The sequence below is a fragment of the Leisingera sp. ABM4_103 genome, assembly GCF_056158685.1.
Map to the genome: position 1 here is coordinate 73515 of NZ_JBSWTU010000005.1, position 25288 is coordinate 98802.

Below are 25288 nucleotides of genomic sequence, written 5' to 3' on the forward strand. Positions count from 1 at the left end.
GCGCGGCAGCTCTGGCAGTCACAGGACAAGTGAAGGCGGGTGCGAAGCGGATTTTCCGCTTAGGTGAGCCTGAAGCCCCTTCCCCCGCTCTCCTCACCCCAGCCGCGTCTTCACTTCCGCCGTGAAATCATCGCCGCGCTGCTCGAAGTTATCGTACTGATCGAAACTCGCCGCGGCCGGCGCCAGCAGCACGGTGTCGCCTTCCTGCGAGTTTTCCATGGCCCGCGCCACCGCCGCCGCCATGGTGGTGCAGACCTCCGCCTCCACATCCAGCTGCAGCGCAAAGCCCGCCGCCTCGCGCCCGATCACATAGGCCTTCACCACATTGCCGGTCTGCCCCTTCAGCGCGTCCAGCCCGCCGTCCTTCTCCAGCCCGCCGCAGATCCAGCGGATGTTCTTGAAGGCACTCAAGGCTTTGACCGCGCTGTCGAGGTTGGTGGCCTTGCTGTCATTCACATAGCGCACGCCTGCCGCTTCTGCGATGGTCTGGCTCCTGTGCGGCAGGCCCGGGAACGTTGCCATCGCATCGCCGATCAGCCGCGGCGCCAGCCCCAGGGTGCGCGCCGCCGCATAAGCCGCACAAGCGTTCTGATGGTTGTGCGCGCCCGGCAGGCCGGTCATTTCGCGCAAGTCGATGGAGGCCGCCTGCCGCCCCTTGCGGTACTCGCTCAGGAACCCTTTGCGGGCAAAGACCTGCCAGCCCGGCCCGGTCAGCTTGCGCGCCGCGGAAATGCGGATCACCCGGTCGTCGCTTGCCCCCTCGGACAGCTGACCGGCCAGAAACAGCCCCTCGTCCTCGTCGATGCCGACGACGGCCCGGTCCGGCCCGCCCTCGGCGAACAGGCGGCGCTTGGCGGCGAAATAGCCGCCCATGCCGCCGTGCCGGTCCAGGTGGTCGGGCGACAGGTTGGTGAAGACCGCCACATCCGGGGTCAGCGCGCGGGCAAGTTCGGTCTGATAGCTCGACAGCTCCAGCACCACCACGCCGCCCTCGCCCGGCGGGTCGATGTCCAGCACGCCGCGGCCGATGTTGCCCGCCAGCTGGCTCTCGCGGCCCGCCTCCTGCAGGATGTGGTGCAACAGCGCCACCGTGGTCGATTTGCCGTTGGAGCCGGTGACCGCCACCACCCGCGGCGGCTGGTCGTGCATCTGCCATTCCGCATCGGCAAAGGAGCGGAAGAATAACCCGATGTCATTGTCCACCGGCACCCCGGCCTCCATCGCCGCACGGGTCACCGGGTTCGGCTTGGGATACAGATGCGGAATGCCGGGTGAGGTGATCAGCGCCGCCACATCGTCAAAGGCGCCCGGTTTGTGCAGGTCGCGGCAGGTGAAGCCTTCCGCCTCCGCCGCCTCCCGCGCTGCCGGGTTGTCGTCCCAGCACAGGGCCTCTGCCCCGCCTGCCCGCAACGCCCGCGCAGTGGCCAGACCGGACCGGCCCAGCCCCAGAACCGCCAGTTTCGCGCCCTCATATCCTTTGACCGGGATCATCGCCTGCACTCCCTCGAAATTGGTGCTGAAACCGCTACCCGATCCATCCGGGCTTTGCCAGTGCTGTCAGATTGACAAGCCCCCGCCCATACCCGAAGTTCCCTCTCAGGACAGAGGAAGGAGTGACGCTTGGCACCGGAAATTCAAACCTTGCTCGACCGGATCAGCGCAGACATGCACGGCCGCGCCGACCGCGGCGAAGTCGCCAGCTACATCCCCGAACTCGGCCAGGTGGACCCGGACCAGTTCGCCATCGCGGTGGCCACCGCCGGCGGCAAGCTGTTTCACGCGGGCGATGCGCAAACCCGGTTTTCCGCGCAAAGCATCACCAAGGTGTTCACCCTCGCCATCGCGCTGGGGCGCGCAGGCGACCAGCTGTGGAACCGGGTCGGGCGCGAGCCCTCGGGCACCGCCTTCAACTCCATCGTCCAGCTGGAGCATGAGCGCGGCCGCCCCCGCAACCCATTCGTCAACGCCGGCGCCATCGTCACCACGGATGAGCTGCTGGCAGGCCGCGAGCCCCGGGAAGCGCTGGCGGAGATCCTCGGCTTCATCCGCGCTGCGGCAGGCGATGAGGACATCCACATCAACAAGGCGGTCGCCAGCTCGGAAACCCGCCACGGCCACCGCAACTTTGCCCATGCCAATTTCCTCGCCTCCTTCGGCAACCTCAAGAACACGCCGGAGAAGACGCTCGGCACCTATTTCCACCAATGCGCCACCGAGATGACGACGGTGCAGCTGGCCAAGGCCGGGCGCTTCCTGATCGGCGCCGACAAGGGGCCAAGCCTGGTGTCGCAGGGCCGGGTCCGGCGCCTGAATGCGCTGATGCTCACCTGCGGCCATTACGACGGGTCGGGCGAGTTTGCCTACCGCGTCGGCTTGCCCGCCAAAAGCGGTGTCGGCGGCGGCATCCTGGCGATTGTGCCGGGCAAGGCCAGCGTTGCGGTGTGGTCCCCGGGCCTGGACCACAACGGCAATTCCAAACTCGGCACCGAAGCGATGGAGCGGTTGGCGCGGGAGATGGACTGGTCGGTGTTCTGAACCGGTTGCACCGGGCACCCCGGCGCAGCCTGTACAGAGCGGCGGCGGGAATGCGCCAAAAACGCCCTTGACACCTTACATTTCAATCCGGCCTAAGGCCTCAATTGAACCGGGCGCAATCAAACCTCACAGAAATGAAAACCATGTGCTCGCCACCTAGGGCGGCGCCCGGGCCGAGGGGTGGGCGTGAAGCGCCCTCCCCGTGGGGTCGGTCCGGGCGCTGCCCGGCGTGCCGCCGGACGGGTGTCTTGCAGCAGGTGTTGCGCAGCCAGCGACCGGTGCCCTCACCGGACCTTCACTCGCCTGCGCTACGTTCGAACCGTTGCAACGAGAAGACCAGGAGACCGGCCCCCTCAGACCACCTCCTCATTGGGTGCAGGGCGGGTCCGCACAGGCCGATAGACGGACATGGCCCCGTGGCAAGGGCCATCCGATGCTCCGCCCCTCCGGCGGCGCCGCCTTCTTCTAAAAAGTTAAACCGCCCGCAGCCTCAGCCCTGAGCGGTTCCAGAGATCAGAGAGTTCAAACCGCCCCGCCAAAGAAACAGCGCGGCGGCCAAGAGCCGTAGGGTGGGCGATTCCGCCCACCACTGCGCGGCCTTAACGCACCTTCAGCGTCGCCAGCCCGATCATCGCCAGGATCAGCGAGATGATCCAGAAGCGGATCACGATGGTCGGCTCCGCCCAGCCCTTCTTCTCGTAGTGGTGATGGATCGGCGCCATCAGGAACACCCGCCGCCCGGTGCGCTTGAAGTAGAGCACCTGAATGATCACCGACAGCGCCTCAACCACGAACAGGCCCCCGACGATGGCCAGCACCAGCTCGTGCTTGGTGGCCACCGCGATGGCCCCCAGGGCACCGCCCAGGGCCAGCGATCCGGTGTCGCCCATGAACACCGCCGCAGGCGGCGCGTTGTACCACAGGAAGCCGAGGCCCGCGCCGAACAGCGCCGCGGTGAAGATCAGGATCTCACCGGTGCCCGGCACGTAATGCACGTCCAGATACTCGGTAAAGTCGACCCGCCCCACCGCATAGGCAATGACGCCCAGCGTGCCGGCCGCAATCATCGACGGCATGATCGCCAGCCCGTCCAGACCATCGGTCAGGTTCACCGCATTGGCGGCGCCGACAATGACGCAGATCGAAAACGGCACATAGAAGATCCCGAGATTGATCAGCGTGTCCTTGAACACCGGCAGCGCCAGCTGGTGCTGCAGCGGCTCCGGGTGATAGGCCGCAGCCCACAGCGAGGCTGTTACAGCGATCAGCACGCCCAGCAGCAGCCGCACCTTGCCCGGCACCCCCTTGGTGTTCTGCTTGGAGACCTTGGCGTAATCGTCGGCAAAGCCGATGAGGCCATAGGCCATGGTCACAAAAAGAACCAGCCAGACAAAGGGGTTATCCCACCGCGCCCACATCAGCGTCGCAGTCAGCAGCGCGCCAACGATCAACAGGCCGCCCATGGTCGGGGTGCCCGCCTTGGAGAAATGCCCCTCAGGCCCGTCGTCGCGGATCGGCTGGCCCTTGCCCTGGCGCTTGCGCAGCACGTTGATCAGCGGCTTGCCGAACAAGAAGCCGAAGATCAGCGCGGTCAGAAAGGCGCCGCCTGCGCGGAATGTGATATAGCGGAACAGGTTGTAGAAATCCCCCCCGTCCGACAAAGCGGTCAGCCAATAGAGCATCCTGGCCCTTCCCTCGTTCTTTTACGCGTTTTCTGAGTTGGGGCCGGAGTGACCCATTTCGCGGATGCCGTCAACGATCTTGGCCAATGCCATGCTCAAAGAGCCCTTGGCCAGCACGATATCGCCGCCTTGGATTTCGCCTGCCAGCCCGGGCACCGCCTCCGCACTGGTCCCATACCAGCCGCCGCGCTTGCCCTCTGGCAGTGCGCCGTGCAGAGCCTGCATCAGCGGGCCGATGCAGTGGATCTTGTCGATGCCCTGAACCGCGTCCAGATCCGCCAGCCCGGCGTGCAGTTCGGCCTCCTGCGGGCCAAGTTCCTTCATGTCGCCCACATAGGCGATCCTGCGCCCCTCGCCCGGTGTCGCCGCCAGCACCGCCAGCGCCGCCGCCATCGAGGTCGGGTTGGCGTTGTAGCTGTCGTCCAGGAGGGTGATGGTGCCGCTGTCCAGCCGGATCACCTCCCGCACGCCGCGGCCCTTGACCGGCGACCAAAGGGCGAGGCTTTCGACGGCTTTAACCGGGTCGGCCCCCAGCGCCTCAACACAAGCCAGCGCGCCCAGGGCGTTCATCGCGAAATGGGCGCCAAGCGATTGGATATGCAGCTCAACGTCGCGGCCATTGGCGGTGGCGCGGGCGACGGTCTCTTCGCCTTCGATCCCGGCGGAGTGAAGTTTGTAGTCTTCTGCGCGTTCCCCGAACCAGCGGGCAGTTGCTCCCAGCTCCGCCGCCACATCCCGCAGCACATGGGCCTCGGGAATATCGGCGTTCAGCACCGCCACGCCGCCGGGTTCCAGCCCCTCCATTATCGCGGCCTTCTCGCGGGCGATGCCTTCGACGTTTTCAAACGCCTCCAGATGCACAGCGGCCACGGTGGTCACCATCGCCACATGCGGGCGCGCCTGTTTCGCCAGGGGCGCAATTTCGCCGGGATGGTTCATGCCGATCTCGATCACCGCAAATTCGGTGTCGCGCGGCATCCGCGCCAGCGTCAGCGGCACGCCCCAATGGTTGTTGTAGCTGGCCACCGCGGCATGGGTGCGGCCCTGATCGGATAGCATCCGCGCCAGCATCTCCTTGGTCGAGGTCTTGCCGACCGAGCCGGTAACGGCAACGACCTTGGCCTGCGTCCGCGCGCGCGACGCCTTGCCCAAAGCCTCCAGCCCCGCCTGCACGTCGTCCACGATCAGCAGCGGCGCGTCTTCCGGCAGCCCGTCGGGCACGCGGGAGACCAGCGCCGCACCGGCGCCCTTCTCCAGCGCCTGCGCCACGAAGTCATGGCCGTCACGGGCGGCCTTCAGCGCCACGAACATATCGCCGGGTTGAATGGTGCGGGTATCGATCGACAGGCCGGAGACAGTCCAATCGCCCTGCGCCTGCCCGCCGGTGGCTGCGGCGGCCTCGGATGCGGTCCAAAGGGTCATGCGATCCTCCCGTCGAGGGCGGCCACGGCAATGCTGGCCTGCTCCACATCATCAAAGGGCAGCACCGTGTCGCCCACCGTCTGGCCGGTCTCATGCCCCTTGCCGCAGATGATCAGCGCGTCGCCCGCCTGCAGCATGTCCGCGCCGCGCAGGATCGCCTCGGCGCGGTCGCCGATCTCGATGCAATCGGGCGCGCCGCCCTTGACCGCAGCACGGATAACGGCCGGATCCTCGCTGCGCGGGTTGTCGTCGGTGACGATCACCACATCGGCGTTCTCATGCGCCGCCTGCCCCATAAGGGGCCGCTTGGTGGTGTCGCGGTCGCCGCCCGCGCCGACGATGGCAATCAGCCGGCCCAGCACATGCGGGCGCAGCGCCTTGATGGCGCTGGCCACCGCGTCCGGCGTATGGGCGTAATCGACAAACACCGCCGAGCCGTTGTCCCGCTCCGCCGCCAGCTGCATCCGGCCGCGCACGGTGGTGAGATGCGGCAGGGTCTCAAACACCCGCTCCGGATCCTCGCCGCCGGCGATCACCAGCCCGCAGGCCAGCAGCACGTTCTCCGCCTGGAAGCCGCCAATGAGGTTCAGCCGCACCTGATAGGGCTTGTCATGCCAGGCAAAGCGCATGTCCTGGCCGGTGCCGTCATAGCGCAGGCCCAACAGGCTGAGGTCGCCCAGGCCGCGCCCGACGCTGATCACCTCCTGCCCACGGGCGGCGGCGACCGCGCGCATCTCCGGCCCCCGGGGGTCGTTCATGTTGATGACGGCGACGCCCTCCTCCGGCAGGACCCGGCGGAACAGCCCGGCCTTGGCGGCAAAATAGGCCTCAAACGTCTCGTGATAGTCGAGGTGGTCCTGGGTGAAATTGGTGAAACCGGCGGCCGCCAGCTGCACACCGTCCAGGCGCCGCTGGTCGAGCCCGTGCGAGGAGGCCTCCATCGCCGCATGGGTGACGCCTGCCGCGGAAGCCTCAGCCAATGCACGGTGCAGGGTGATGGGTTCTGGCGTGGTATGGGCCAGCGGGTAGCTCCAGGCGCCCTCGATGCCAGTGGTGCCCATGTTGACGGCCTGATGGCCCAGTTCCATCCAGATCTGGCGCACGAAGGTCGCGACCGAGGTCTTGCCATTGGTGCCGGTCACCGCGACCACGGTCTGCGGCTGGCCGCCGAACCACAGCGCGGCGGCATAGGCCAGAGTTTGGCGCGGGTCCTCGACCACAACCAGCGCGGCGTGGCTTTCATCCAGCACCTTGGCGGCAATCTCTGCCCCGGCAGCATCGGTCAGGATGGCAGAGGCGCCCTTCTCCAGCGCGCCGGGGATGAATTTTGCGCCATGCACCTGGCTGCCCGGAAGTGCCGCGAAAAGATACCCCTCGCGCACCTCGCGGCTGTCCACCGCCAGGCCGCTGATCTGCGGGTCGGCGCCGCCGCGGGCGGTCAGCCCCAATTGGCTCAGGGGCTGGTCTGGTCTGCTGCTGCTCATGGCGGCCCTCACCTGGATTAGTTCGAGGTCAGGGTTATACCAGTCACCTCTGCGGGTTCAACTTGCGGACGCAGGCCCAAGAGCGGCGCGACACGGCCGATCATCTCAGCCGCCACCGGGGTGGCGGTCCAGCCTGCTGTGCGTCGCTCCTCGCCGTGGGCAATAATAGACGGTTCGTCCAGCGTCACGATCAGCACGTATTTCGGGTCATGTGCCGGGAAAATAGAGGCAAAAGTGGCAATCACCTTGTCATCATAATAGCCGCCGCGGGGCTTGGGCTTGTCGGCGGTGCCGGTCTTGCCGCCCACCTGATAGCCCTCGACCTCGGCAAAAGATGCGGTGCCTTCGCTGACCACCTTGCGCAGCATCTTGCGCGCGGCGGCGGCGGAGGCCTCGCTCATCACCCGTTCGCCCAGCTGCGGGCCGTTCTGCTTCAGAATCGTCGGCGCCACGTAGCGGCCGCCGTTGGCCACCGCGGCATAGCCCGCGGCCAGATGCATCGGCGTGGTGGAAATGCCGTGGCCGTAGGAAATGGTCATCGCCGACAGCTCCGACCAGTTGGCGGGCAAGAGCGGCTTGCCGCCAGCAGCCTCGGAGATTTCAAACGGCGTCGGCTCCAGCATCCCCAGCGTGTCGAGGAAGCTTTTCTGACGCTCCACCCCGATCTGCTGCGCCAGCCGTGCGGTGCCGATGTTGGAGGATTTGACGATGATCTTGGTCACCGACATCTCGTTGCCGTAGTTGCGGAAATCACGGATCGCAAAACGGCCCCAGCGCAGCGGCCCGCGGGTGTCGATCACGGTGTCGGCGCCGACCAGACCCAGATCCATCGCCTGCGCGGCGGTGAAAATCTTGAAGGTGGAGCCAAGCTCATACACGCCCTGGACCGCGCGGTTGAACAGCGGGCTGACCGAGGGGTCAAAGCCGGAGGCAGGCGGGCGCGGCCGGTCGTTCGGATCGAAGTCCGGGAAGGAAACCACAGAGATCACCTCGCCCGTTTGGGCGTCCATCAGGATCGAAGTGGCCCCCTTGGCGTTCATCAGCTTCATGCCGCCATAAAGCACCTGCTCAGCCGCCGCCTGCACCGTCAGGTCCAGCGACAGCTGCAGCGGCTTGCCGCCGTTGGCCGGGTCGCGCAGGTAGTCGTCGAACTGGCGCTCGACACCGGCCACGCCGATCACCTCAGCCGCGTTCACGCCTTCCTTGCCGAAACCTGCGCCGCCCAGCACGTGGGCGGCCAGGCTGCCGTTGGGATACAGCCGCATTTCGCGCGGGCCGAACATCAGGCCGGGATCGCCGATATCATGCACCGCCTGAAGCTGCTCAGGGCTGATTTTCTTCTTTACCCACAGGAACTTGCGCTTACCGGTGAAATCCTTGATCAGCCGCTCGCGGTCAAGGTCGGGGAAAATCTCCACCAGCTTTTCCGCCGCACCGATGGGGTCGATCATCTGCGGCGGCTGGGCATAAAGCGAATGGGTTTCAAAGTTGGTAGCCAGCAGGCGGCCCTTGCGGTCGACAATGTCGGCGCGCTGCATGGCGATGGCGCTGCCGGGAACGCTGGCGACGGGCTCTGCCGGTTCGGAGACCGCTGTCGTGGCCATGCGGGCAATGATCGCCCCGAAGGCGCAGACAAAGAACAGCCCAAGAACCAAAAGCCGCCCCTCGGCGCGCTGCCGGGACTGCACCTGCATTTCCTGATGGCGCAGGCTGAGGTTTTCGCGTTCGATCGCATCCGGGTTTTCACCGGTCGCGCGGGCATGAAGGATGCGGGCCAGCGGGCGGAGCGGTGTGCGGATCATGGCTGCGTCCTCAGGTTCAGGCCGGAGACTTCAACCTCGTTGGTGATCTCCAGCTCCGGCGGTGCCGGGTAGGAGACCTCATCCACCCGCCCGAACTGATCAGGGCGCAGCGGCAGAAGGCCGAGGCGGTCGAAGTTGATATCCGCCAGATCGCGCAGCCGCTGCGGGCGGTTGAGATAGGCCCATTCGGCGCGCAGCACGCTGAGCCGGACCTGCGCCGCGCCGATCTGCTGCTGCAGCGCCCGGGTTTCCTTCAGCACCTGCTGGGTGGCGTAGTTTTCGCGGTAGGCCCAAAAGGCAAGGCCAAAGACAGCCAGACAAGTTGCGGCATACAGCAGGGTCTTCATTTACGCGTCTCTTTCAGCTGCGGCATTCCAAGCTCCTTGGCCGAGATCGGCCCCGGCGCGGCCTCCGTCCGGCGCCCCACCCGCAGGCGGGCGGAACGGGCGCGCGGGTTTTCGGCCAGTTCCTGATCGTCCGGGCCCACGGCCTTGCGGGTGACCAGTTCGAACTGGGCGGGGGTTTCCTCCTGCTCCGGCGCATAGCGGTTGGCGCGGCCGGTCTTGCCGGCGCGGTGCTGGAAGAAACGTTTGACCATCCGGTCCTCGACCGAGTGGAAGGTGACGACCGCCAGCAGCCCGCCGGGTTTCAGCGCCCGCTCGGCGGCCAGGAGGCCCTCGAACAGCTCGTCATATTCGGCGTTCACCGCGATGCGCAGGCCCTGGAAGCTGCGGGTCGCAGGGTGCGACTGGCCGGGCTTGGGGCGCGGCAGGCAGCTCTCGATGATGCCCGCAAGGCGCAGGGTGGTGGTGATCGGTTCGATCTCCCGCTCGCGGACGATCGCCTTGGCGATGCGGCGGCTGGCGCGTTCCTCGCCGTAGTGGAACAGGATGTCGGCGATCTGCGCCTCGGTCAGTTCCGCGATCAGGTCGGCGGCGGAGGGGCCGGACTGCGACATCCGCATGTCCAGCGGGCCGTCCTTCATGAAGGAGAAGCCGCGTTCGGCCAGGTCCAGCTGCATGGAGGAGACGCCGAGGTCCAGCACAACGCCGTCGAGGTCCTGGGCATATTCATCCATGCGGGAAAACACGCCCTGCTGCAGGATGAGGCGGTCGCCGTACTCCCCGGCCCAGGGTTTTGCGAGCTCAAAGGCCAGCGGGTCGCGGTCAACGCCGATCACCTGCTCCGCCCCGGCTTCCAGCAGGCCCCGGGTATAGCCGCCGGCACCGAAGGTGCCATCCAGCCAGCGGCCGGTGACAGGGGCAACCGCCTGCAGGAGCGGCCGCAGAAGAACGGGGATGTGGGGACCATTGGCAGCGTTCTGGTCCTGGGTCATGTCTTAAGCGCTCCCGGCGCCATCTAGGAATTCCATCGGATCGAAGCCCTCGGGCAGGTCATCCATCCACTCTTCGGCCTGGGCCAGTTCCTCGGCCTCGTAGGTTTCCGGCTTCCAGATCTGGAAGGTGTCGCCCGCGGCGATGAAAAAGGCCTCGGCCTCCAGATCAATCTTCTGGCGCAGCTTGGCGGGCAGCACCAGGCGGCCGGTCTCGTCCACGTTGGTCGGGAAGGACTGGCCGTGGAACATCCGCTGCAGCATCTTGCGCTGCATCGAGCCGCGCGGCAGCTGGTCGATCTTGGCGTCGACCTCTTCGATCGCCTCGATAGTATAGCATTCCAGGAAATTGCGGCGATGGTCGCCGTAGACGATCACCAGTTCGGGGTTCTGGCCCGGCTGCCAGTTCGGATCGGCGGCCTCCAGAACACGGCGAAAGGAGGCGGGAATTGACACCCGCCCCTTGCTGTCCACCTTATGGTGGCTTTCGCCTCTGAACCTGCGGCCCAATTTACCGTCCTTTTCGCGCGTCCCTCGCGTTAATCCGTTCCCCAGAATGAAAAGGGGCGGGTTGATCTGCTGCCACTGATCAACCCGCCGCCTTGGCCCGCTTTGCGGGATGTCCGACTGCGCGCGCCACCTGGGGGGATGTCTGCTCGCTCGCGCGCCGGATCTCTTGGTTCGATGAAAGCGAAGGCCTGTATGAAACCTGCTTGTTTTGTTTTTTGGTCTGGGGTCGTTTGGCGCCCCGTCCCTCGTCTCATCTGATGAAACAGGGATACTATGGGAATTGATGGCCCTGCAACTGTTTTTTGCGGGAAATCGCTCAGGGGTTGGCGGCGAACGCAGAGATTCGCAAGAGATTCGTGACCATCTCAGGCCAAAATTACGAACTTGTTGTGAGCAAAGCGACCGCAAACACTAGATATAGGTGCGAGTTGCGGAGGTGATTTTTTTCCCATAGTTTCCCGCGATTCCGTCAGACGACTCGCTGAAACCGCGTATGTTCGCGCTACGTTCTCAAGCCGCCTGTCCTCAACAAGCCGGAAAGTTCCATTGCCTGCGTTTGAGCACGCGGTGATTCGCGCTGGCAAGAGGGAATAAGCGGAAATCCGGGCCATGATTTCCCATGCCGCCCATGATTTCCCGCCTGTCCCGCAAATTCCCAGCCGTCCCATGGTTTCCCAGCCGCCCCATGCGGTCCCATTCCGGGCGGCCCGTCCCATCCGGTCCCGGACCGGGCAGGCGTTCCCGTCTGCGCCCATTCGGCGACGCCGAACGGCAGAAGGCCCGCCAAAAGGGCGGGCCATCAGATGCAGGGTGCCAATACCTATATAGAGAGAGTTCGGCCCGCGGCGCGTCAGGCCATGCCGCCCCTGACCAGCCCTTCGGCGATCCGGGCATAGGCCTGGGCCATTGCGCCCTCGCCCGCAGCCACCGGCGTGCCGCTGTCGCCCGCGAGCCGGGTTTCCAGGTCGATCGGCAAAGCCCCCAGCAGCGGCAGCCCCAGCGTTTCAGCTTCGGCCGCGACACCGCCATTGCCGAAGATGTGATGCTCGCTGCCGCAATCCGGGCAGGCGAAGAAGGACATATTCTCGATCAGCCCCAGCACCGGGGTTTTCAGCGTGCCGAACATGTCCAGCGCCTTGCGTGCGTCCAGCAGCGCCACGTCCTGCGGGGTGGAGACGACGATGGCGCCCGTCAGCTCTGCCTTGGTGCAGAGCGTCAGCTGCACATCGCCGGTGCCGGGCGGCAGGTCGACGATCAGCACGTCCAGCTCGCCCCAGTTCACCTGCCCCAGCATCTGCTGCAGCGCGCCCATCAGCATGGGGCCGCGCCAGACCACTGCCTTGCCCTCCTCCAGCATGAAACCGATCGACATCAGGGTGACGCCATGAGCGTGCAGCGGCTCGATGGTCTTGCCGTCGGGGCTGGCGGGGCGGCCTTTGGCGCCCATCATCCGGGGCTGGGAGGGGCCGTATATATCGGCGTCCAGCAGCCCCACCTTGCGGCCCTGCCTGGCCAGTGCCACGGCGAGGTTGGAGGAAACGGTGGACTTCCCCACCCCGCCCTTGCCGGAGGCCACGGCCAGGATCCGCTTGACGCCCGCGGGTTTCAGCGGCTCCGCCTGCGGTTTCGGGTGGCCGCCCACCTTGAGACTGGGAGCGGGCTGCTGCGGCGCGTGGGCGGTCAGCGCCGCGGCCACGGCCTCCACCCCGTCCAGCGACAGCACGGCCGCCTCGGCCGCCTGGCGCAAAGGCTCCATCAGCTTGGCGATTTCCAGGCTGGGCGCTTCGATCACGAAGCTGACCTTGCCGCCCTCAATGCGCAGCGCCCGCAGCATGTCGCGCGACACCAGAGTGCCGCCATCCGGCAGGGCGAGCCGCTCCAATACTGCGTGAATCTGTTCCTGGGTGACCGGCATGTCTGCGCTCCTGCGTGTTTTCCGGCACATATATATGCCGCGGCAGCGGCGCTTGGAACCCGTCCGGCCCGAATGCCGCAGACGCGGCCTGGAACGGCAGCCTGCCCGCCTGTCAACAGCGGCAGCACCAGCCATGCACAGGCTGCCGCGCGGTGCCGGGAAATTATACAGTTGCGTAAGCGGCTGCTGAAAATATCGCCATATTCCAGCTACATACCCATACGTCACCCATGCAAATGCTGCATAGCAGCAATGACGAAGCACGGGATTGCGACTTCTGGCGAGATCCCTAAATTGTGGCTCAAGCGGCGCCGCTGAGGCGCAAGACGCAGATGACGAAACGGTTGGACGAAGGAACAGACCCATGGCTGCAGCACATCAAATCTCCGCGGTGAGCGTGGCATCCCCGGTTGGCGTTCTGAACACGCTTCTGGTCAAGTTCGTCCGCTACCGGCTGTACCGCCAGACCGTCAATGAGCTGTCGGCGCTGTCGGGCCGCGAGCTGGCGGACCTGGGCCTGAGCCGCAGCGAAATCAAGCGCGTCGCCTATCAGGCCGCATACGAGAACAACTAATAGAGATCAGGCTCTTCCTCCTCCTCCCTTTGAAGAGCCTGTGCTACGCGGCGGCATCCTCCTCCTCCCTGATGCCGCCGCACCCTATACCGGCCCAAGAGGCCGGGTTTGGATCACCGGGGTCTCCTCCTCCCTTTTCCCCGGTGTATGACAGAACGGCGGTGCCCCTCCTCCTCCCTGGGCGCCGCCGTTTCTTGTTTTTCCGGGACATCAGAACTTGGCCCTCCCGCTGACGCGCAGCTGCAGCCAGGCACACACCTGGCCAAAGCCGCGCTTGTTTCAGAGGAAAGGGGTGGCGCGGGCGCGGCGGGCAGCCATGCTGCCCGCCGCGCCCGCGCCCGGATCGGATCGCTGCGCGATCCGATCCGCCTGCCCTGCCGGCATAAATACTTCGTTTAAAACGGAACGTCGTCCGTGGCAGAAACAAAGCGGGCGACCACTTTCTTGGTGCCTGCCTTCTCAAAGTCCACTTCAAGCTTGTCGCCCTCGATGCCGGTGATGGCGCCGTAGCCGAACTTCTGGTGGAACACCCGCTCCCCCAAGGTGAAGCTGGAGGTCGCGGTCAGGTCGATCACCTGGTGCTTGCTCTCTTTTGGCTGCGACAGGCCGCGCTGGCCCGCACGGGCCTGCATCCGCTTCCAGCCGGGCGAGTTGTAGCCATCGGCCTGCGCCATTTTCTCTTCGATCGTTGAGCGCACCTGCCCGCCCGCCATCGCGCCGCCGGGTGCCGCAGCGCCGTAGCCGCCGCCATAAAGGCCCGGGGGCGTCAGCACCTCGACATGCTCCTCCGGCAGCTCGTCGATGAAGCGCGAGGGCAGCTGCGATTGCCATTGCCCGAACACCCGCCGGTTGCCGGCGAAAGATATGGTGCAAATCTGTTCGGCGCGGGTGATGCCGACATAGGCAAGGCGGCGCTCTTCCTCCAAGCCCTTCAGGCCGCTTTCGTCCATTGAGCGCTGCGAGGGGAACAGCCCGTCCTCCCAGCCTGGCAGGAAGACCGCAGGGAACTCCAGGCCCTTGGCGGCGTGCAGGGTCATGATCGAGACTTTCTCGTCCGCGTCCTGCTTGTCGTTGTCCATCACCAGGCTGACGTGCTCTAGGAAGCCCTGCAGGTTCTCGAAGAACTCCAGCGCCTTCACCAGTTCCTTGAGGTTTTCCAGGCGGCCCGGCGAGTCCGGGTTCTTGTCGTTCTGCCACATGGTTGTGTAGCCCGACTCATCCAGGATGATCTCTGCCAGCTCCATATGGGTCATGTCAGCGTCGCCCGCCATGCGGCCCCAGCGGGCGATGCCTTCGACCAGCTGGCGCAGGGCGCCGCCGCCCTTGCCCTTGATCTGGCCGCTCTCGACTGCAAGCCGCGCACCTTCCACCAGTGAAACGCCATTTTCGCGGGCGATGCTTTGGATGGTCTGCTGCGCCTTGTCGCCAAGGCCGCGTTTCGGGGTGTTGACGATGCGCTCAAATGCCAGGTCGTCGTCGGGGGAGACCACCACGCGGAAATAGGCCATCGCATCGCGGATCTCCATCCGCTCATAAAAGCGCGGGCCGCCGATCACGCGGTACGGCAGGCCGATGGTCAGGAAGCGGTCCTCGAACGCGCGCATCTGGTGGGAGGCGCGGACCAGAATGGCCATCTGGTCCAGCCCCAGCGGTGCCTGGCCGCGGGTGCCGCGCTGCATCGATTCAATCTCTTCGCCGATCCAGCGGGCCTCTTCCTCGCCGTCCCAATGGCCGATCAGGCGGACCTTTTCGCCGTCGCCGGCCTCGGTCCACAATTCTTTGCCGAGGCGGCCCTGGTTGCCGCGGATGACGCCCGCGGCGGCGGCGAGGATATGGCCGGTGGAGCGGTAGTTCTGCTCCAGCCGGACCACCATTGCGCCGGGAAAATCCTTCTCAAACCGCAGGATGTTGCCAACCTCGGCGCCGCGCCAGCCATAGATCGACTGATCGTCGTCGCCGACACAGCAGACGTTTTTATGCTTGCCCGCCAGCAGCCGCAGCCAGAGGTACTGGGCGACGTTGGTATCCTGGTATTCGTCCACCATGATGTAGCGGAACCAGCGCTGGTACTGCTCCAGCACGTCGGGGTGGTTCTGGAAAATCGTGACCATGTGCAAGAGCAGGTCGCCGAAATCCACCGCATTCAGCTCGCGCAGGCGGGTTTGGTACTGGGCGTAGAATTCGGTGCCGCGGCTGTTATAGGCGCTGGCGTCGCCTGCGGGCACCTTGTCCGGCGTCAGTGCGCGGTTTTTCCAGTCGTCGATGATGCCCGCCAGCATCCGCGCGGGCCAGCGCTTGTCGTCGATGCCCGCGGCCTGGATCAATTGCTTGAGCAGGCGGATCTGGTCGTCGGTGTCGAGAATGGTGAAGTTCGATTTCAGCCCCGCCAGTTCAGCGTGGCGGCGCAGCAGCTTGACGCAGATCGAATGGAAGGTGCCGAGCCACGGCATCCCTTCAACAGCCTGGCCCAGCATCGCCCCGACCCGCTCCTTCATCTCGCGGGCGGCCTTGTTGGTGAAGGTCACCGACAGGATCTCATTCGGGCGCGCGCGGCCGGTGCTGAGGAGATGCACGATGCGGGTGGTCAGCGCCTTGGTCTTGCCGGTGCCCGCGCCCGCCAGCATCAGCACCGGGCCGTCGAGGCATTCAACGGCCTCCCGCTGGGCGGGGTTGAGGCTGTCCAGATACGGCATCGGCCGCGCCTGCATGGCGCGGGCCGACAGCGAAGCGCCCTCAAAGGCGTCCATTTCGTCAAAACTGCTCATGGGCGCGATCTTAGCCTGATTCAAGCCTGGCGGAAAGAGGACGTTCACACTCTGTTCACCTGCCTTCCGCCACATCTTCGGGACCCATGGGCGGCGGCTGTAAAGTGCTCAGCGGAAAGAAAGATTTCAGGAATCTTACGGGAGATTAACGGGACCGAAAGCAATCCCGGCTAGGGTCGCGGTTGCATACCGTCCCTTAACTTTACAGCACTTCAGGCGCAGAAAAATGAAGAAAAACTTGAGATCCAGCCTTGCTGAAAAGATCCGCAGCTTATCGCTGATCCTGGTCCTTGTCGCAGCCGCGGGCGCTTCGGCCTGGGCTGTGTTTGCGGTCCCCACGCCCATCGTGGACCGGATGATCGAAAACGATCTGCGCAAGCAGTCGCAGCATTGGCAGCGCAGGGTGGTGCTGCACATGACAGACGTCGGGGACTCCTTTGAAGAGGGGCGGATCCGGCCCGCGGACGCCCAGGATCTGCTGCTGCTGCCAGAGGAGACGGACGTATTCCGGTTCCGCCTGCTGACCAGCGACGGGGAAATTTTCTGGTCCACCCGCAGCGAAGAGATCGGCGAGTATGAGACCAACGCCTTTTTCAGCACACAGGTCGCGCGCGGTGAGGTCTATTACATGCACGAGCCGCTGCCAGCCTATGAGGTGGATGGGTTCCCGCTGCAGTCCAACGGCTTTGACAGCAGCATCACGCGGGAGGTTGCGCAGGTCTATGTGCCGCTGATTTACAATGGTCAATTCGACGGTGCGATTGATTTCTACACCGATATCACCGACCTGAGGACGACGTTTATCCGCCGCGCCCAGCTGTCGCTGATTGTGCTGACTTCCATTGCGCTCTTGGCCATGACCATCGCGGTCTATGTGGTGTTCAGGACCAACCGGTTCAGCATGAACCAGATGCAGCAGCAGAACAAGAAAGAGCGCGGCATCCTGGATGAACAGCTGCGGCTGGCGCGCGAGGTGCAGCTGCTGGGGGAGCTGAACGAATGGCTTCAGTCAAGCCGCTCCCTGGATGAGCTGTTCGACATGGTTGCCCGTTTCACGACCCACATCCTGCCCACCGCCGAGGGCAGCATCTATGTCTACTCCAACTCCCGCGATGTGCTGGACGGCTGTGCGAGCTGGAACGGCGGCAGCCACAAGGATCACATCCACCCTGAGGAATGCTGGGGCCTGCGCCGGGGCCGCACCTATGAGTTCGGCACCTCTGAGATTGATTTCGTCTGCGAGCATGCGGAGCCGCATGACGGCCGGAGCTATTACTGCTTTCCGATCCTGGCGCATGGTGAAACCGTTGGCCTGATGCATCTGCGGGCGATCAAGGACGAATGCCCGGAGTTTGTCGGCACCAAGAAACTGGCGCAGATGTGCGCGGAACAGATTTCAATGGCAATCGCAAACGTGCGGATGCGCGACCAGCTGCACGACCAGTCGGTGCGCGATCCGCTGACCGGACTGTTCAACCGCCGTCACATGACGGAAAGCCTGCGCAAGCTCATCGGCGCCAGCCAGAACAGCGGACGGCGGCTCAGCGTGGTGTCGATCGACGTCGACCACTTCAAGAAATTCAACGACAACCACGGCCATGATGCGGGCGATATGGTGCTGCGTGCGGTCGGCTCGGTGCTGGAACAGGCCTGCGACGGCGACGAGATCGCCTGCCGTCCCGGCGGCGAGGAGTTCACCCTGATTCTGCCTGGCCTGAGCCAGGAGGACGTGATGACCAAGGCTGAACTGCTGCGCCAAGGGGTTGAGGATGTGGTCGTCCGCTATGGTGAAAAGGCACTGCCGCGGATCACCATTTCGCTGGGCGTGGCGCATTACCCGGCGCATGGCACCATGCCGCAGGATCTGCTGCGCGCCTCTGACGATGCGCTTTATGATGCCAAGGCCAAGGGCCGCAATCAGGTCTGCGTTGCGGATGGCGCAATCCCCGCCCCGCGCAATCCGGCGGTGCAGGCCGCCGGCGCCCCGGAACCGCAGGACAAGGATGCCGCGGCCTAAGCCGCAGCCGGGCGCCCGGAAGCTGTGACAGGCGCCGGGCGCTTTTTCTTGCACTCTGCCGCCCGCCGCGTACCAATGCGTGCATGGATTTGCATCAAAGATACCCGGGCCTTAGCGATCTGAGAGACCGCGCCCGGGCCCGGCTGCCGCGCTTCGTCTGGGACTATCTGGACAGCGGCACCGGCGGCGAGGCCGCCAAGGCGCGCAACCGCACCGGGCTGGACCGGGTGCGGTTTCTCCCGTCCATCCTGCACGGACCGATGGAGCCGGACCTGAGGACTGAGTTCCTGGGCAAGCCGCAGGCCCTGCCGTTTGGCATCGCGCCCGTCGGCATGTCAGGACTGATCTGGCCGGATGCCGAGGCCATCCTGGCCCGCAGCGCCGCTGTGGCGGGCATTCCCTTTTGCCTGTCAACCGTGGCCAGCCGCTCGCCCGAGGATCTGGCGCCGCACCTGGGGGAGGACGCCTGGTTTCAGCTTTATCCGCCAAAGGATGAGGGCATCCGCACCGACCTGCTGGCGCGGGCCCGGGATGCGGGGTTCCGGACGCTGGTGCTGACGGTGGATGTGCCCGCCGCCTCACGCCGGGAGCGGCAGACGCGCTCCGGCCTGACCCAGCCGCCGCGGCTGACCCCGCGGCTTTTGGCGCAGATCGCGATGCGGCCCGCCTGGGCGCTGGGGATGGCACGGCATGGGATGCCGCATATGCGGACGCTGGACAAATACATCTCCGGCGCACAGGCAAACCTGCCGCCAACCGCCCATATCGGTTACCTGCTGCGCACCTCGCCCGATTGGAACTATGTGCAGTGGCTGCGGCGCAACTGGGACGGCCCGTTCATCATCAAGGGCGTGCAGCGGGCGCAGGATGCCAGACGGCTGGAAGAGGCCGGTGCCGATGCGGTCTGGGTCTCCAACCACGGCGGCCGCCAGTTCGACGGCTGCCCCGCCGCAATAGACCTGCTGCCGGAGATCCGCGAGGCAGTGCGGATTCCGCTGATCTTCGACAGCGGTATCGAGGGCGGGCTGGACATCATCAGGGCACTGGCGCTGGGGGCGGATTTTGTCATGCTGGGCCGCGCCTACCATTATGCGCTGGCAGCGCTTGGCGCTGACGGCCCGGCGCATCTGACCGATGTTCTGGCCAAGGACATGCAGGCCAATATGAGCCAGCTGGGAACGCCGGATCTGGCGGCCCTTCGATCCCTGGAACCGCGTCTTTTGACGGCGGGGTGAACCGCCGCCCGCGTCAGGCTGTCTTCTCCAGCCGCTCAAAGGCGGCGAGAAAGTCGCGCACGACCTGCCGCACGGCGGTTTCGCTGCCGCGGTCGGGGCTGTTGATCGGGATCAGGTTCTGCAGCGCAAAAACGTGCTTTTGCACGGCCCCCGGCAGCACGTGCGGTTCCGAGAAGGCCATCCGCCATTCGGGGAAGGCCCGGTATTCCGCCGGCTCGCTGACCAGAACCCGGATATTGCCGTGCCGCGGGTCGGAACTGATGCGGTGAAACAGCGCAGCCAGCGCTTGTGCCGGGCCTTCGATCACCTGCAGGAACCACCCCTTGTGGCCGACCAGCATGCCGGTCACTTCGGCGGCAGCGTTGGTTTTCTGCGCTTTCTCGACGATTACGGCCAGATCTGTGCTGGTCATGCCGCCCGCTGCCTGGCTGACGTAGATAATACGGTGCATGTTTACTCTCCTTTGCAGCAGCCGGCACCGGGCGCGGCTGGTTTGATGAGGGCAAGCAATTGAACCCAAGTCTGTTTTCAGTCTAACCGCGCAATCGCCCGCTGCCTCTGCACCGGAAGGTCAGGTCCTGGCTCTTTGGTTGCGCAAATCCCTGCATTTCTGACCCAAAGTTGAGCACGCCATCCTAAAGCGGTGCACCCCCGGCTGCCGCTTTCCGGCCCTGCCGCGCTCATCAGCCGGCGCGGGGCCCGTTACAAAGCGGAAAAAACCGGCATCCGGTATGTAACAAAAATCCAAAAACAGGCCGCTTGAGAGCGCAATCATGCCGGAAATACCCAGAACTACGGTTGTGCGGATCGCTAATATCCGCCTAACACTGCACCAACTTGCACGGACCCCGAGGGTGAAATGACCGACTTCAAAAAGATCCTGATTGCCAACCGTGGCGAGATCGCGATCCGCGTAATGCGCGCCGCCAACGAGATGGGCAAGCGCACCGTCGCCGTCTATGCCGAGGAAGACAAACTCGGCCTGCACCGGTTCAAGGCGGACGAAGCCTACCGGATCGGCGAAGGCATGGGGCCGGTTGCGGCCTATCTGTCGATCGACGAGATCATCCGCGTCGCCAAGGAAAGCGGCGCTGATGCGATCCACCCCGGCTACGGCCTGTTGTCCGAGAACCCAGAGTTCGTTGACGCCTGCGCCCGCAACGGCATCACCTTCATCGGCCCCAAGGCGGAAACCATGCGCGCGCTTGGCGACAAGGCATCGGCCCGCAAGGTGGCGATTGCAGCCGGCGTGCCGGTCATTCCGGCGACCGAAGTTCTGGGCGACGACATGGACGCGATCCGCAAGGAAGCGGCTGAGATCGGCTACCCCTTGATGCTGAAGGCCTCCTGGGGCGGCGGCGGCCGCGGCATGCGTCCGATCCACGCCGAAAAGGAGCTGGAAGAGAAGGTGCTGGAAGGCCGCCGCGAAGCGGAAGCCGCCTTTGGCAACGGCGAGGGCTATCTGGAAAAGATGATCACCCGCGCCCGCCACGTCGAGGTGCAGATCCTGGGCGACAAGGACGGCAACATCTATCACCTTTATGAGCGGGACTGTTCGGTCCAGCGCCGCAACCAGAAAGTGGTTGAGCGTGCCCCTGCCCCGTACCTGAGCGACACGCAGCGCGCCGAGCTGTGCGACCTGGGCCGCAAGATCTGCCAGCATGTGAACTATGAGTGCGCGGGCACCGTCGAATTCCTGATGGATATGGAATCCGGCAACTTCTACTTCATCGAAGTGAACCCGCGGGTGCAGGTGGAGCATACCGTGACCGAAGAGGTCACCGGCATCGACATCGTGCAGGCGCAGATCCTGATCGCCGAGGGCAAGACCATTGCCGAGGCCACCGGCAAGGCGAGCCAGGACGACATCCGCCTGAACGGCCACGCGCTGCAGACGCGCGTCACCACCGAGGATCCGCTGAACAACTTCATCCCGGATTATGGCCGCATCACCGCCTACCGTTCGGCCACCGGCATGGGCATCCGCCTGGACGGCGGCACCGCATATGCGGGCGGCGTGATCACCCGGTATTACGACTCGCTGCTGACCAAGGTCACCGCCTGGGCGCCGACGCCCGAGAAGGCGATTGCCCGCATGGACCGCGCGCTGCGCGAATTCCGGGTCCGCGGTGTCAGCACCAACATCGCGTTTGTCGAGAACCTGCTGAAGCACCCGACCTTCCTGTCGAATGAATACACTACCAAGTTCATCGACGAGACCCCGGACCTGTTCCAGTTCAAGAAGCGCCGCGACCGCGGCACCAAGGTGCTGACCTATATCGCGGACATCACCGTGAACGGCCACCCGGAGACCGAAGGCCGCCCGGCCCCCGCTGCCGACCTGAAAGAGCCGCGCGCGCCCAAGGCGGAGCCGGGCAACCTGCCCTATGGCACCCGCAACCTGCTGGAGCAGAAAGGCGCGCAAGCCGTTGCCGACTGGATGAAGGCGCAGCGCCAGCTTTTGCTGACCGACACCACCATGCGCGACGGCCACCAGTCGCTGCTGGCGACCCGGATGCGCTCGATCGACATGATCAAGGTGGCGCCGGCCTATGCGCAGAACCTCAGCCAGCTGTTCTCGGTCGAGTGCTGGGGCGGTGCGACCTTTGACGTGGCCTACCGCTTCTTGCAGGAATGCCCGTGGCAGCGCCTGCGCGACCTGCGTGAGCGGATGCCAAACCTGATGACCCAGATGCTGCTGCGCGCGTCCAACGGCGTCGGCTATACCAACTATCCGGACAATGTGGTGCGGGAGTTCGTGCGTCAGGCGGCGGAGACCGGTGTCGACGTGTTCCGCGTCTTCGACTCGCTGAACTGGGTCGAGAACATGCGCGTCGCGATGGACGCGGTGGTCGAGAGCGGCAAGGTCTGCGAAGGCACCATCTGCTATACCGGCGACATCCTGGACCCGAACCGCGCCAAGTACGACCTCAAGTACTATGTCGGCATGGCCAAGGAGCTGGAAGCCGCCGGTGCCCACATCCTGGGCCTGAAGGACATGGCAGGCCTCTTGAAGCCCGCCGCCGCGCGCCAACTGGTCAAGGCGCTGAAAGAAGAAGTCGGCCTGCCGGTCCACTTCCACACCCACGACACCTCCGGCGTGGCGGGTGCCACCATCCTGGCGGCGGCTGATGCCGGCGTCGATGCGGTGGATGCGGCGATGGACGCCTTCTCCGGCGGCACCTCGCAGCCCTGCCTGGGCTCCATCGTCGAGGCGCTGCGCAACACCGACCGCGACACCGGCATCGACATCGCCAAGGTGCGCGAGATCTCCGGCTACTGGGAACAGGTGCGGGCGCAGTACGTGGCGTTCGAAAGCGGCCTGCAGGCCCCGGCCTCCGAGGTCTACCTGCACGAGATGCCGGGCGGCCAGTTCACCAACCTGAAGGCGCAGGCGCGCTCTCTGGGGCTGGAAGAGAAATGGGCCGATGTGGCGCAGACCTATGCTGACGTGAACCAGATGTTCGGCGACATCGTCAAGGTGACCCCGTCCTCCAAGGTGGTTGGCGACATGGCGCTGATGATGGTCAGCCAGGGCCTGACCCGTGCGCAGGTCGAGGATCCCGCCACCGACGTGGCCTTCCCCGACTCGGTGGTCGACATGATGCGCGGCAACCTGGGCCAGCCCCCGGGCGGCTTCCCCGAGGGCATCGTAAGCAAGGTTCTGAAAGGCGAGGCACCGAACACCGAACGCCCCGGCGCGCATCTGGAGCCGGTCGACCTGGAAGCTGTTCGTGCCGATCTGTCCAAGCAGCTGGAAGGCTTCAAGGTCGATGACGAGGACCTGAACGGCTACCTGATGTATCCCAAGGTGTTCCTGGACTACATGGGCCGCCACCGCCAGTACGGCCCGGTGCGCACCCTGCCGACCCGGACCTTCTTCTACGGCATGGAGCCGGGCGAGGAGATCACTGCCGAGATCGACCCGGGCAAGACCCTGGAGATCCGCTTGCAGGCCATCTCCGAGACCGACGAGAAGGGCGAGGTGAAGGTCTTCTTTGAACTCAACGGCCAGCCCCGCGTGATCCGGGTGCCGAACCGTCTGGTCAAGGCTTCAACCCAGGCCAACCCCAAGGCGGAAGCGGGCAACCCCAACCACGTCGGCGCGCCGATGCCGGGTGTTGTCGCATCGGTTGCGGTGCAGGCAGGCCAGCAGGTGCATGAAGGCGACATGCTGCTGACCATCGAAGCGATGAAGATGGAAACCGGCATCCACGCCGAGCGCGACGCGGTTGTGAAAGCAGTGCATGTTCAGGCCGGCGGCCAGATCGACGCCAAGGACCTGCTGGTCGAGCTGGAATAAGCTGCTAGGCGGATCTGACACAAGGGCGTCCTGCCAGTGGCAGGGCGCCCTTTTCATTGCGCGGCGGAACCGGAATTCTGCGAGAATTCCGGCCAGTTTTCCGGCGCGGAAAACTGGGGGCTTCGCCCGCCTGCGAAGCCAGAAAATCCTCGCAGGATTTTTGGCCGTTTCCCGTGCCGGGAAACGGTCTGCCGCAAGGTTTCAGACACGCAGCGCCGCAGGCTCCGGCAGGGTCACGGTTTCGACCTGCACAGGCTTGATCACATTAATCCTTCCCGCCCAGCTGTCCGCCTGCGGTGGTTTGCTGTGCGCCAGCAGCCCAAGGCCAATCGCGGCACAGAGGCTGCCAATCCGCAGGAAATCCTTGCAAAGCATCCTATCAATCTCCCCTGACAATCCGGTCTTTGAGGATGAAACGCGCGTCTTGCGCCGTTCCGTCGCTGCCTGTGCAGATTTTTTTCTCCTGCTGCCGATTTTCCTCTTGCAGCCCAGCCCCCAAAACCCTATTTCACCGCTCACCGGATGGCAGCGCGGGCGTAGCTCAGGGGTAGAGCATTACCTTGCCAAGGTAAGGGTCGTGAGTTCGAATCTCATCGCCCGCTCCATCGGGAAACGGACAGGCCGCCCTTCGGGGCGGCCTTTCGCTTTTGCCGGTTTGCCCCTACTCTGGCCCGGTGCGGAATCCCTTGTGCGGAATCACCTTTCCGCCTAGGAACAGAGCAAGAACGCGAAAAAACACGGGCGGAGCAGAATGCTGACATCGGTAGAACTATGCGCAGGTGCGGGCGGCCAGGCCCTTGGGCTGGAAAAGGCAGGCTTTGACCACACGGCGCTGGTTGAGATCGACAAGCACTGCTGTGCCACCCTGCGCCACAACCGGCCGCAGTGGAACGTGCTGGAAGAGGACGTGCGCAAGTTCAAGGAGGTTGCGGGCGACTACAAGGGCATCGACCTTTTGGCCGGCGGTCTGCCCTGCCCGCCGTTTTCCGTCGCCGGCAAGCAGCTGGGCGAGAAGGACGAGCGCAACCTGTTCGATGACGCGATCGAGATTGTCGACGCCACCCGCCCCCGTGCGGTGATGATCGAGAATGTGCGCGGCTTTCTGGATGCGGTGTTCCATGACTACCGTGAGAAGCTGAAGAAGCAGCTGTCGAAACTGGGCTATGAGACCGATTGGCGGTTGCTGAATGCCTCGGACTTCGGGGTGCCACAGCTGCGGCCGCGGGTGGCGATTGTCGCCCTGCGCAAGGAATTCGCAGGTCAGTTCAACTGGCCCGAGCCGCTGCCGCACAACCCGCCGACCGTCGGTGCCACCCTGATCGACCTGATGAAGGAACGCGGCTGGCGCGGGGCCGATGACTGGGCCGCCAAAGCGGATGAGATCGCGCCAACCATCGTTGGCGGCTCCAAGAAACATGGCGGCCCCGACCTGGGCCCGACCCGCGCACGGCGCGCTTGGGCGGCTTTGGGCGTTGAGGGGCGCACGATTGCGAACGAGGCGCCGGATCCGTTCCACAACGACATGCCGCGGCTGACGGTGCGGATGGTCGCGCGCATTCAGGGCTTCCCGGATGCCTGGCATTTCACAGGTGCCAAGACCAATGCCTACCGCCAGGTCGGCAACGCCTTCCCGCCGCCGGTGGCCGAAGCCGTGGCGCGGGAACTGAAGGCGGCGATTGCCAAGCCGAAGCTGCATGCTGTGCGGGCGTAG

General features: G+C 65.1%; 18 protein-coding genes and 1 tRNA gene. 7 read left to right on the forward strand and 12 right to left on the reverse strand.

What is annotated here, in order from left to right; all coding sequences use genetic code 11:
* Positions 1–93 precede the first annotated feature (93 nt).
* On the reverse strand, positions 94–1491 hold the full coding sequence (gene murD, locus ACXAED_RS01985; RefSeq protein ID WP_475046498.1) for a UDP-N-acetylmuramoyl-L-alanine--D-glutamate ligase: 1398 nt from the start codon (positions 1489–1491) through the stop codon (positions 94–96).
* 129 nt (positions 1492–1620) lie between these two features.
* Between murD and ACXAED_RS01990 the strand changes: the two genes are divergently transcribed.
* Positions 1621–2535, forward strand: coding sequence for a glutaminase (locus ACXAED_RS01990; RefSeq protein WP_475046500.1), 915 nt, complete (start codon positions 1621–1623; stop codon positions 2533–2535).
* A gap of 599 nt (positions 2536–3134) precedes the next feature.
* On the opposite strand, the gene mraY is transcribed toward ACXAED_RS01990, so the two are convergent.
* The 8 genes from mraY to ACXAED_RS02030 all read right to left on the reverse strand — a co-directional run bounded on the left by mraY (position 3135) and on the right by ACXAED_RS02030 (position 12683).
* Positions 3135–4217, reverse strand: a complete 1083-nt coding sequence (gene mraY / locus ACXAED_RS01995; protein WP_475046501.1) for a phospho-N-acetylmuramoyl-pentapeptide-transferase — start codon at positions 4215–4217, stop codon at positions 3135–3137.
* Between the two features lie 21 nt (positions 4218–4238).
* Positions 4239–5639: a UDP-N-acetylmuramoyl-tripeptide--D-alanyl-D-alanine ligase gene (locus ACXAED_RS02000; protein ID WP_475046503.1), complete on the reverse strand. Its 1401-nt coding sequence runs from the start codon at positions 5637–5639 to the stop codon at positions 4239–4241.
* The gene (locus tag ACXAED_RS02005; protein WP_475046505.1) at positions 5636–7123 is read right to left on the reverse strand and encodes a UDP-N-acetylmuramoyl-L-alanyl-D-glutamate--2,6-diaminopimelate ligase; all 1488 of its coding nucleotides are present in this window, start codon (positions 7121–7123) and stop codon (positions 5636–5638) included. The genes ACXAED_RS02000 and ACXAED_RS02005 overlap by 4 nt, the downstream gene beginning before the upstream one ends.
* A gap of 17 nt (positions 7124–7140) precedes the next feature.
* Entirely contained in the window at positions 7141–8925 is a 1785-nt protein-coding gene (locus ACXAED_RS02010; protein WP_475046507.1) for a peptidoglycan D,D-transpeptidase FtsI family protein, read from the reverse strand.
* Positions 8922–9272 (reverse strand): cell division protein FtsL, encoded by a 351-nt coding sequence (gene ftsL, locus ACXAED_RS02015; RefSeq protein ID WP_475046509.1) that lies wholly within the window; start codon positions 9270–9272, stop codon positions 8922–8924. Before ftsL ends, ACXAED_RS02010 begins: the two co-directional genes overlap by 4 nt.
* Positions 9269–10261: a 16S rRNA (cytosine(1402)-N(4))-methyltransferase RsmH gene (gene rsmH, locus ACXAED_RS02020; RefSeq protein ID WP_475046511.1), complete on the reverse strand. Its 993-nt coding sequence runs from the start codon at positions 10259–10261 to the stop codon at positions 9269–9271. The genes ftsL and rsmH overlap by 4 nt, the downstream gene beginning before the upstream one ends.
* Positions 10262–10264: 3 nt before the next feature.
* Positions 10265–10768 (reverse strand): division/cell wall cluster transcriptional repressor MraZ, encoded by a 504-nt coding sequence (mraZ, locus tag ACXAED_RS02025; protein ID WP_475046513.1) that lies wholly within the window; start codon positions 10766–10768, stop codon positions 10265–10267.
* Between the two features lie 850 nt (positions 10769–11618).
* Complete coding sequence (locus ACXAED_RS02030) at positions 11619–12683, reverse strand: Mrp/NBP35 family ATP-binding protein (RefSeq protein ID WP_475046515.1); 1065 nt, start codon at positions 12681–12683, stop codon at positions 11619–11621.
* A gap of 364 nt (positions 12684–13047) precedes the next feature.
* Between ACXAED_RS02030 and ACXAED_RS02035 the strand changes: the two genes are divergently transcribed.
* On the forward strand, positions 13048–13257 hold the full coding sequence (locus ACXAED_RS02035; RefSeq protein WP_475046517.1) for a DUF1127 domain-containing protein: 210 nt from the start codon (positions 13048–13050) through the stop codon (positions 13255–13257).
* Between the two features lie 395 nt (positions 13258–13652).
* On the opposite strand, the gene ACXAED_RS02040 is transcribed toward ACXAED_RS02035, so the two are convergent.
* Positions 13653–16022 (reverse strand): ATP-dependent helicase, encoded by a 2370-nt coding sequence (locus ACXAED_RS02040; RefSeq protein ID WP_475046518.1) that lies wholly within the window; start codon positions 16020–16022, stop codon positions 13653–13655.
* A gap of 226 nt (positions 16023–16248) precedes the next feature.
* On the opposite strand from ACXAED_RS02040, the gene ACXAED_RS02045 reads away from it, so the two are divergent.
* Together ACXAED_RS02045 and ACXAED_RS02050 are read left to right on the forward strand one after the other, a co-directional pair.
* Positions 16249–18039, forward strand: a complete 1791-nt coding sequence (locus tag ACXAED_RS02045; protein WP_475046520.1) for a sensor domain-containing diguanylate cyclase — start codon at positions 16249–16251, stop codon at positions 18037–18039.
* 83 nt (positions 18040–18122) lie between these two features.
* Positions 18123–19274, forward strand: coding sequence for an alpha-hydroxy acid oxidase (locus tag ACXAED_RS02050; RefSeq protein ID WP_475046522.1), 1152 nt, complete (start codon positions 18123–18125; stop codon positions 19272–19274).
* 13 nt (positions 19275–19287) lie between these two features.
* On the opposite strand, the gene ACXAED_RS02055 is transcribed toward ACXAED_RS02050, so the two are convergent.
* The gene (locus tag ACXAED_RS02055; RefSeq protein WP_475046523.1) at positions 19288–19725 is read right to left on the reverse strand and encodes a BLUF domain-containing protein; all 438 of its coding nucleotides are present in this window, start codon (positions 19723–19725) and stop codon (positions 19288–19290) included.
* A 408-nt stretch (positions 19726–20133) separates the two neighbouring features.
* Here ACXAED_RS02055 and ACXAED_RS02060 point away from each other — a divergent pair, with 408 nt between their 5' ends.
* A complete protein-coding gene (locus ACXAED_RS02060; RefSeq protein ID WP_475046525.1) occupies positions 20134–23577 on the forward strand; it encodes a pyruvate carboxylase in 3444 nt (1147 codons plus the stop codon).
* Positions 23578–23778: 201 nt separating this feature from the next.
* Here ACXAED_RS02060 and ACXAED_RS02065 read toward each other — a convergent pair whose 3' ends face one another.
* The gene (locus tag ACXAED_RS02065) at positions 23779–23952 is read right to left on the reverse strand and encodes a hypothetical protein (protein WP_475046526.1); all 174 of its coding nucleotides are present in this window, start codon (positions 23950–23952) and stop codon (positions 23779–23781) included.
* 155 nt (positions 23953–24107) lie between these two features.
* Between ACXAED_RS02065 and ACXAED_RS02070 the strand changes: the two genes are divergently transcribed.
* Both ACXAED_RS02070 and ACXAED_RS02075 read left to right on the forward strand, forming a co-directional pair.
* Positions 24108–24182: transfer RNA gene (locus ACXAED_RS02070), tRNA-Gly, on the forward strand.
* Between the two features lie 146 nt (positions 24183–24328).
* Complete coding sequence (locus ACXAED_RS02075) at positions 24329–25288, forward strand: DNA cytosine methyltransferase (RefSeq protein ID WP_366661516.1); 960 nt, start codon at positions 24329–24331, stop codon at positions 25286–25288.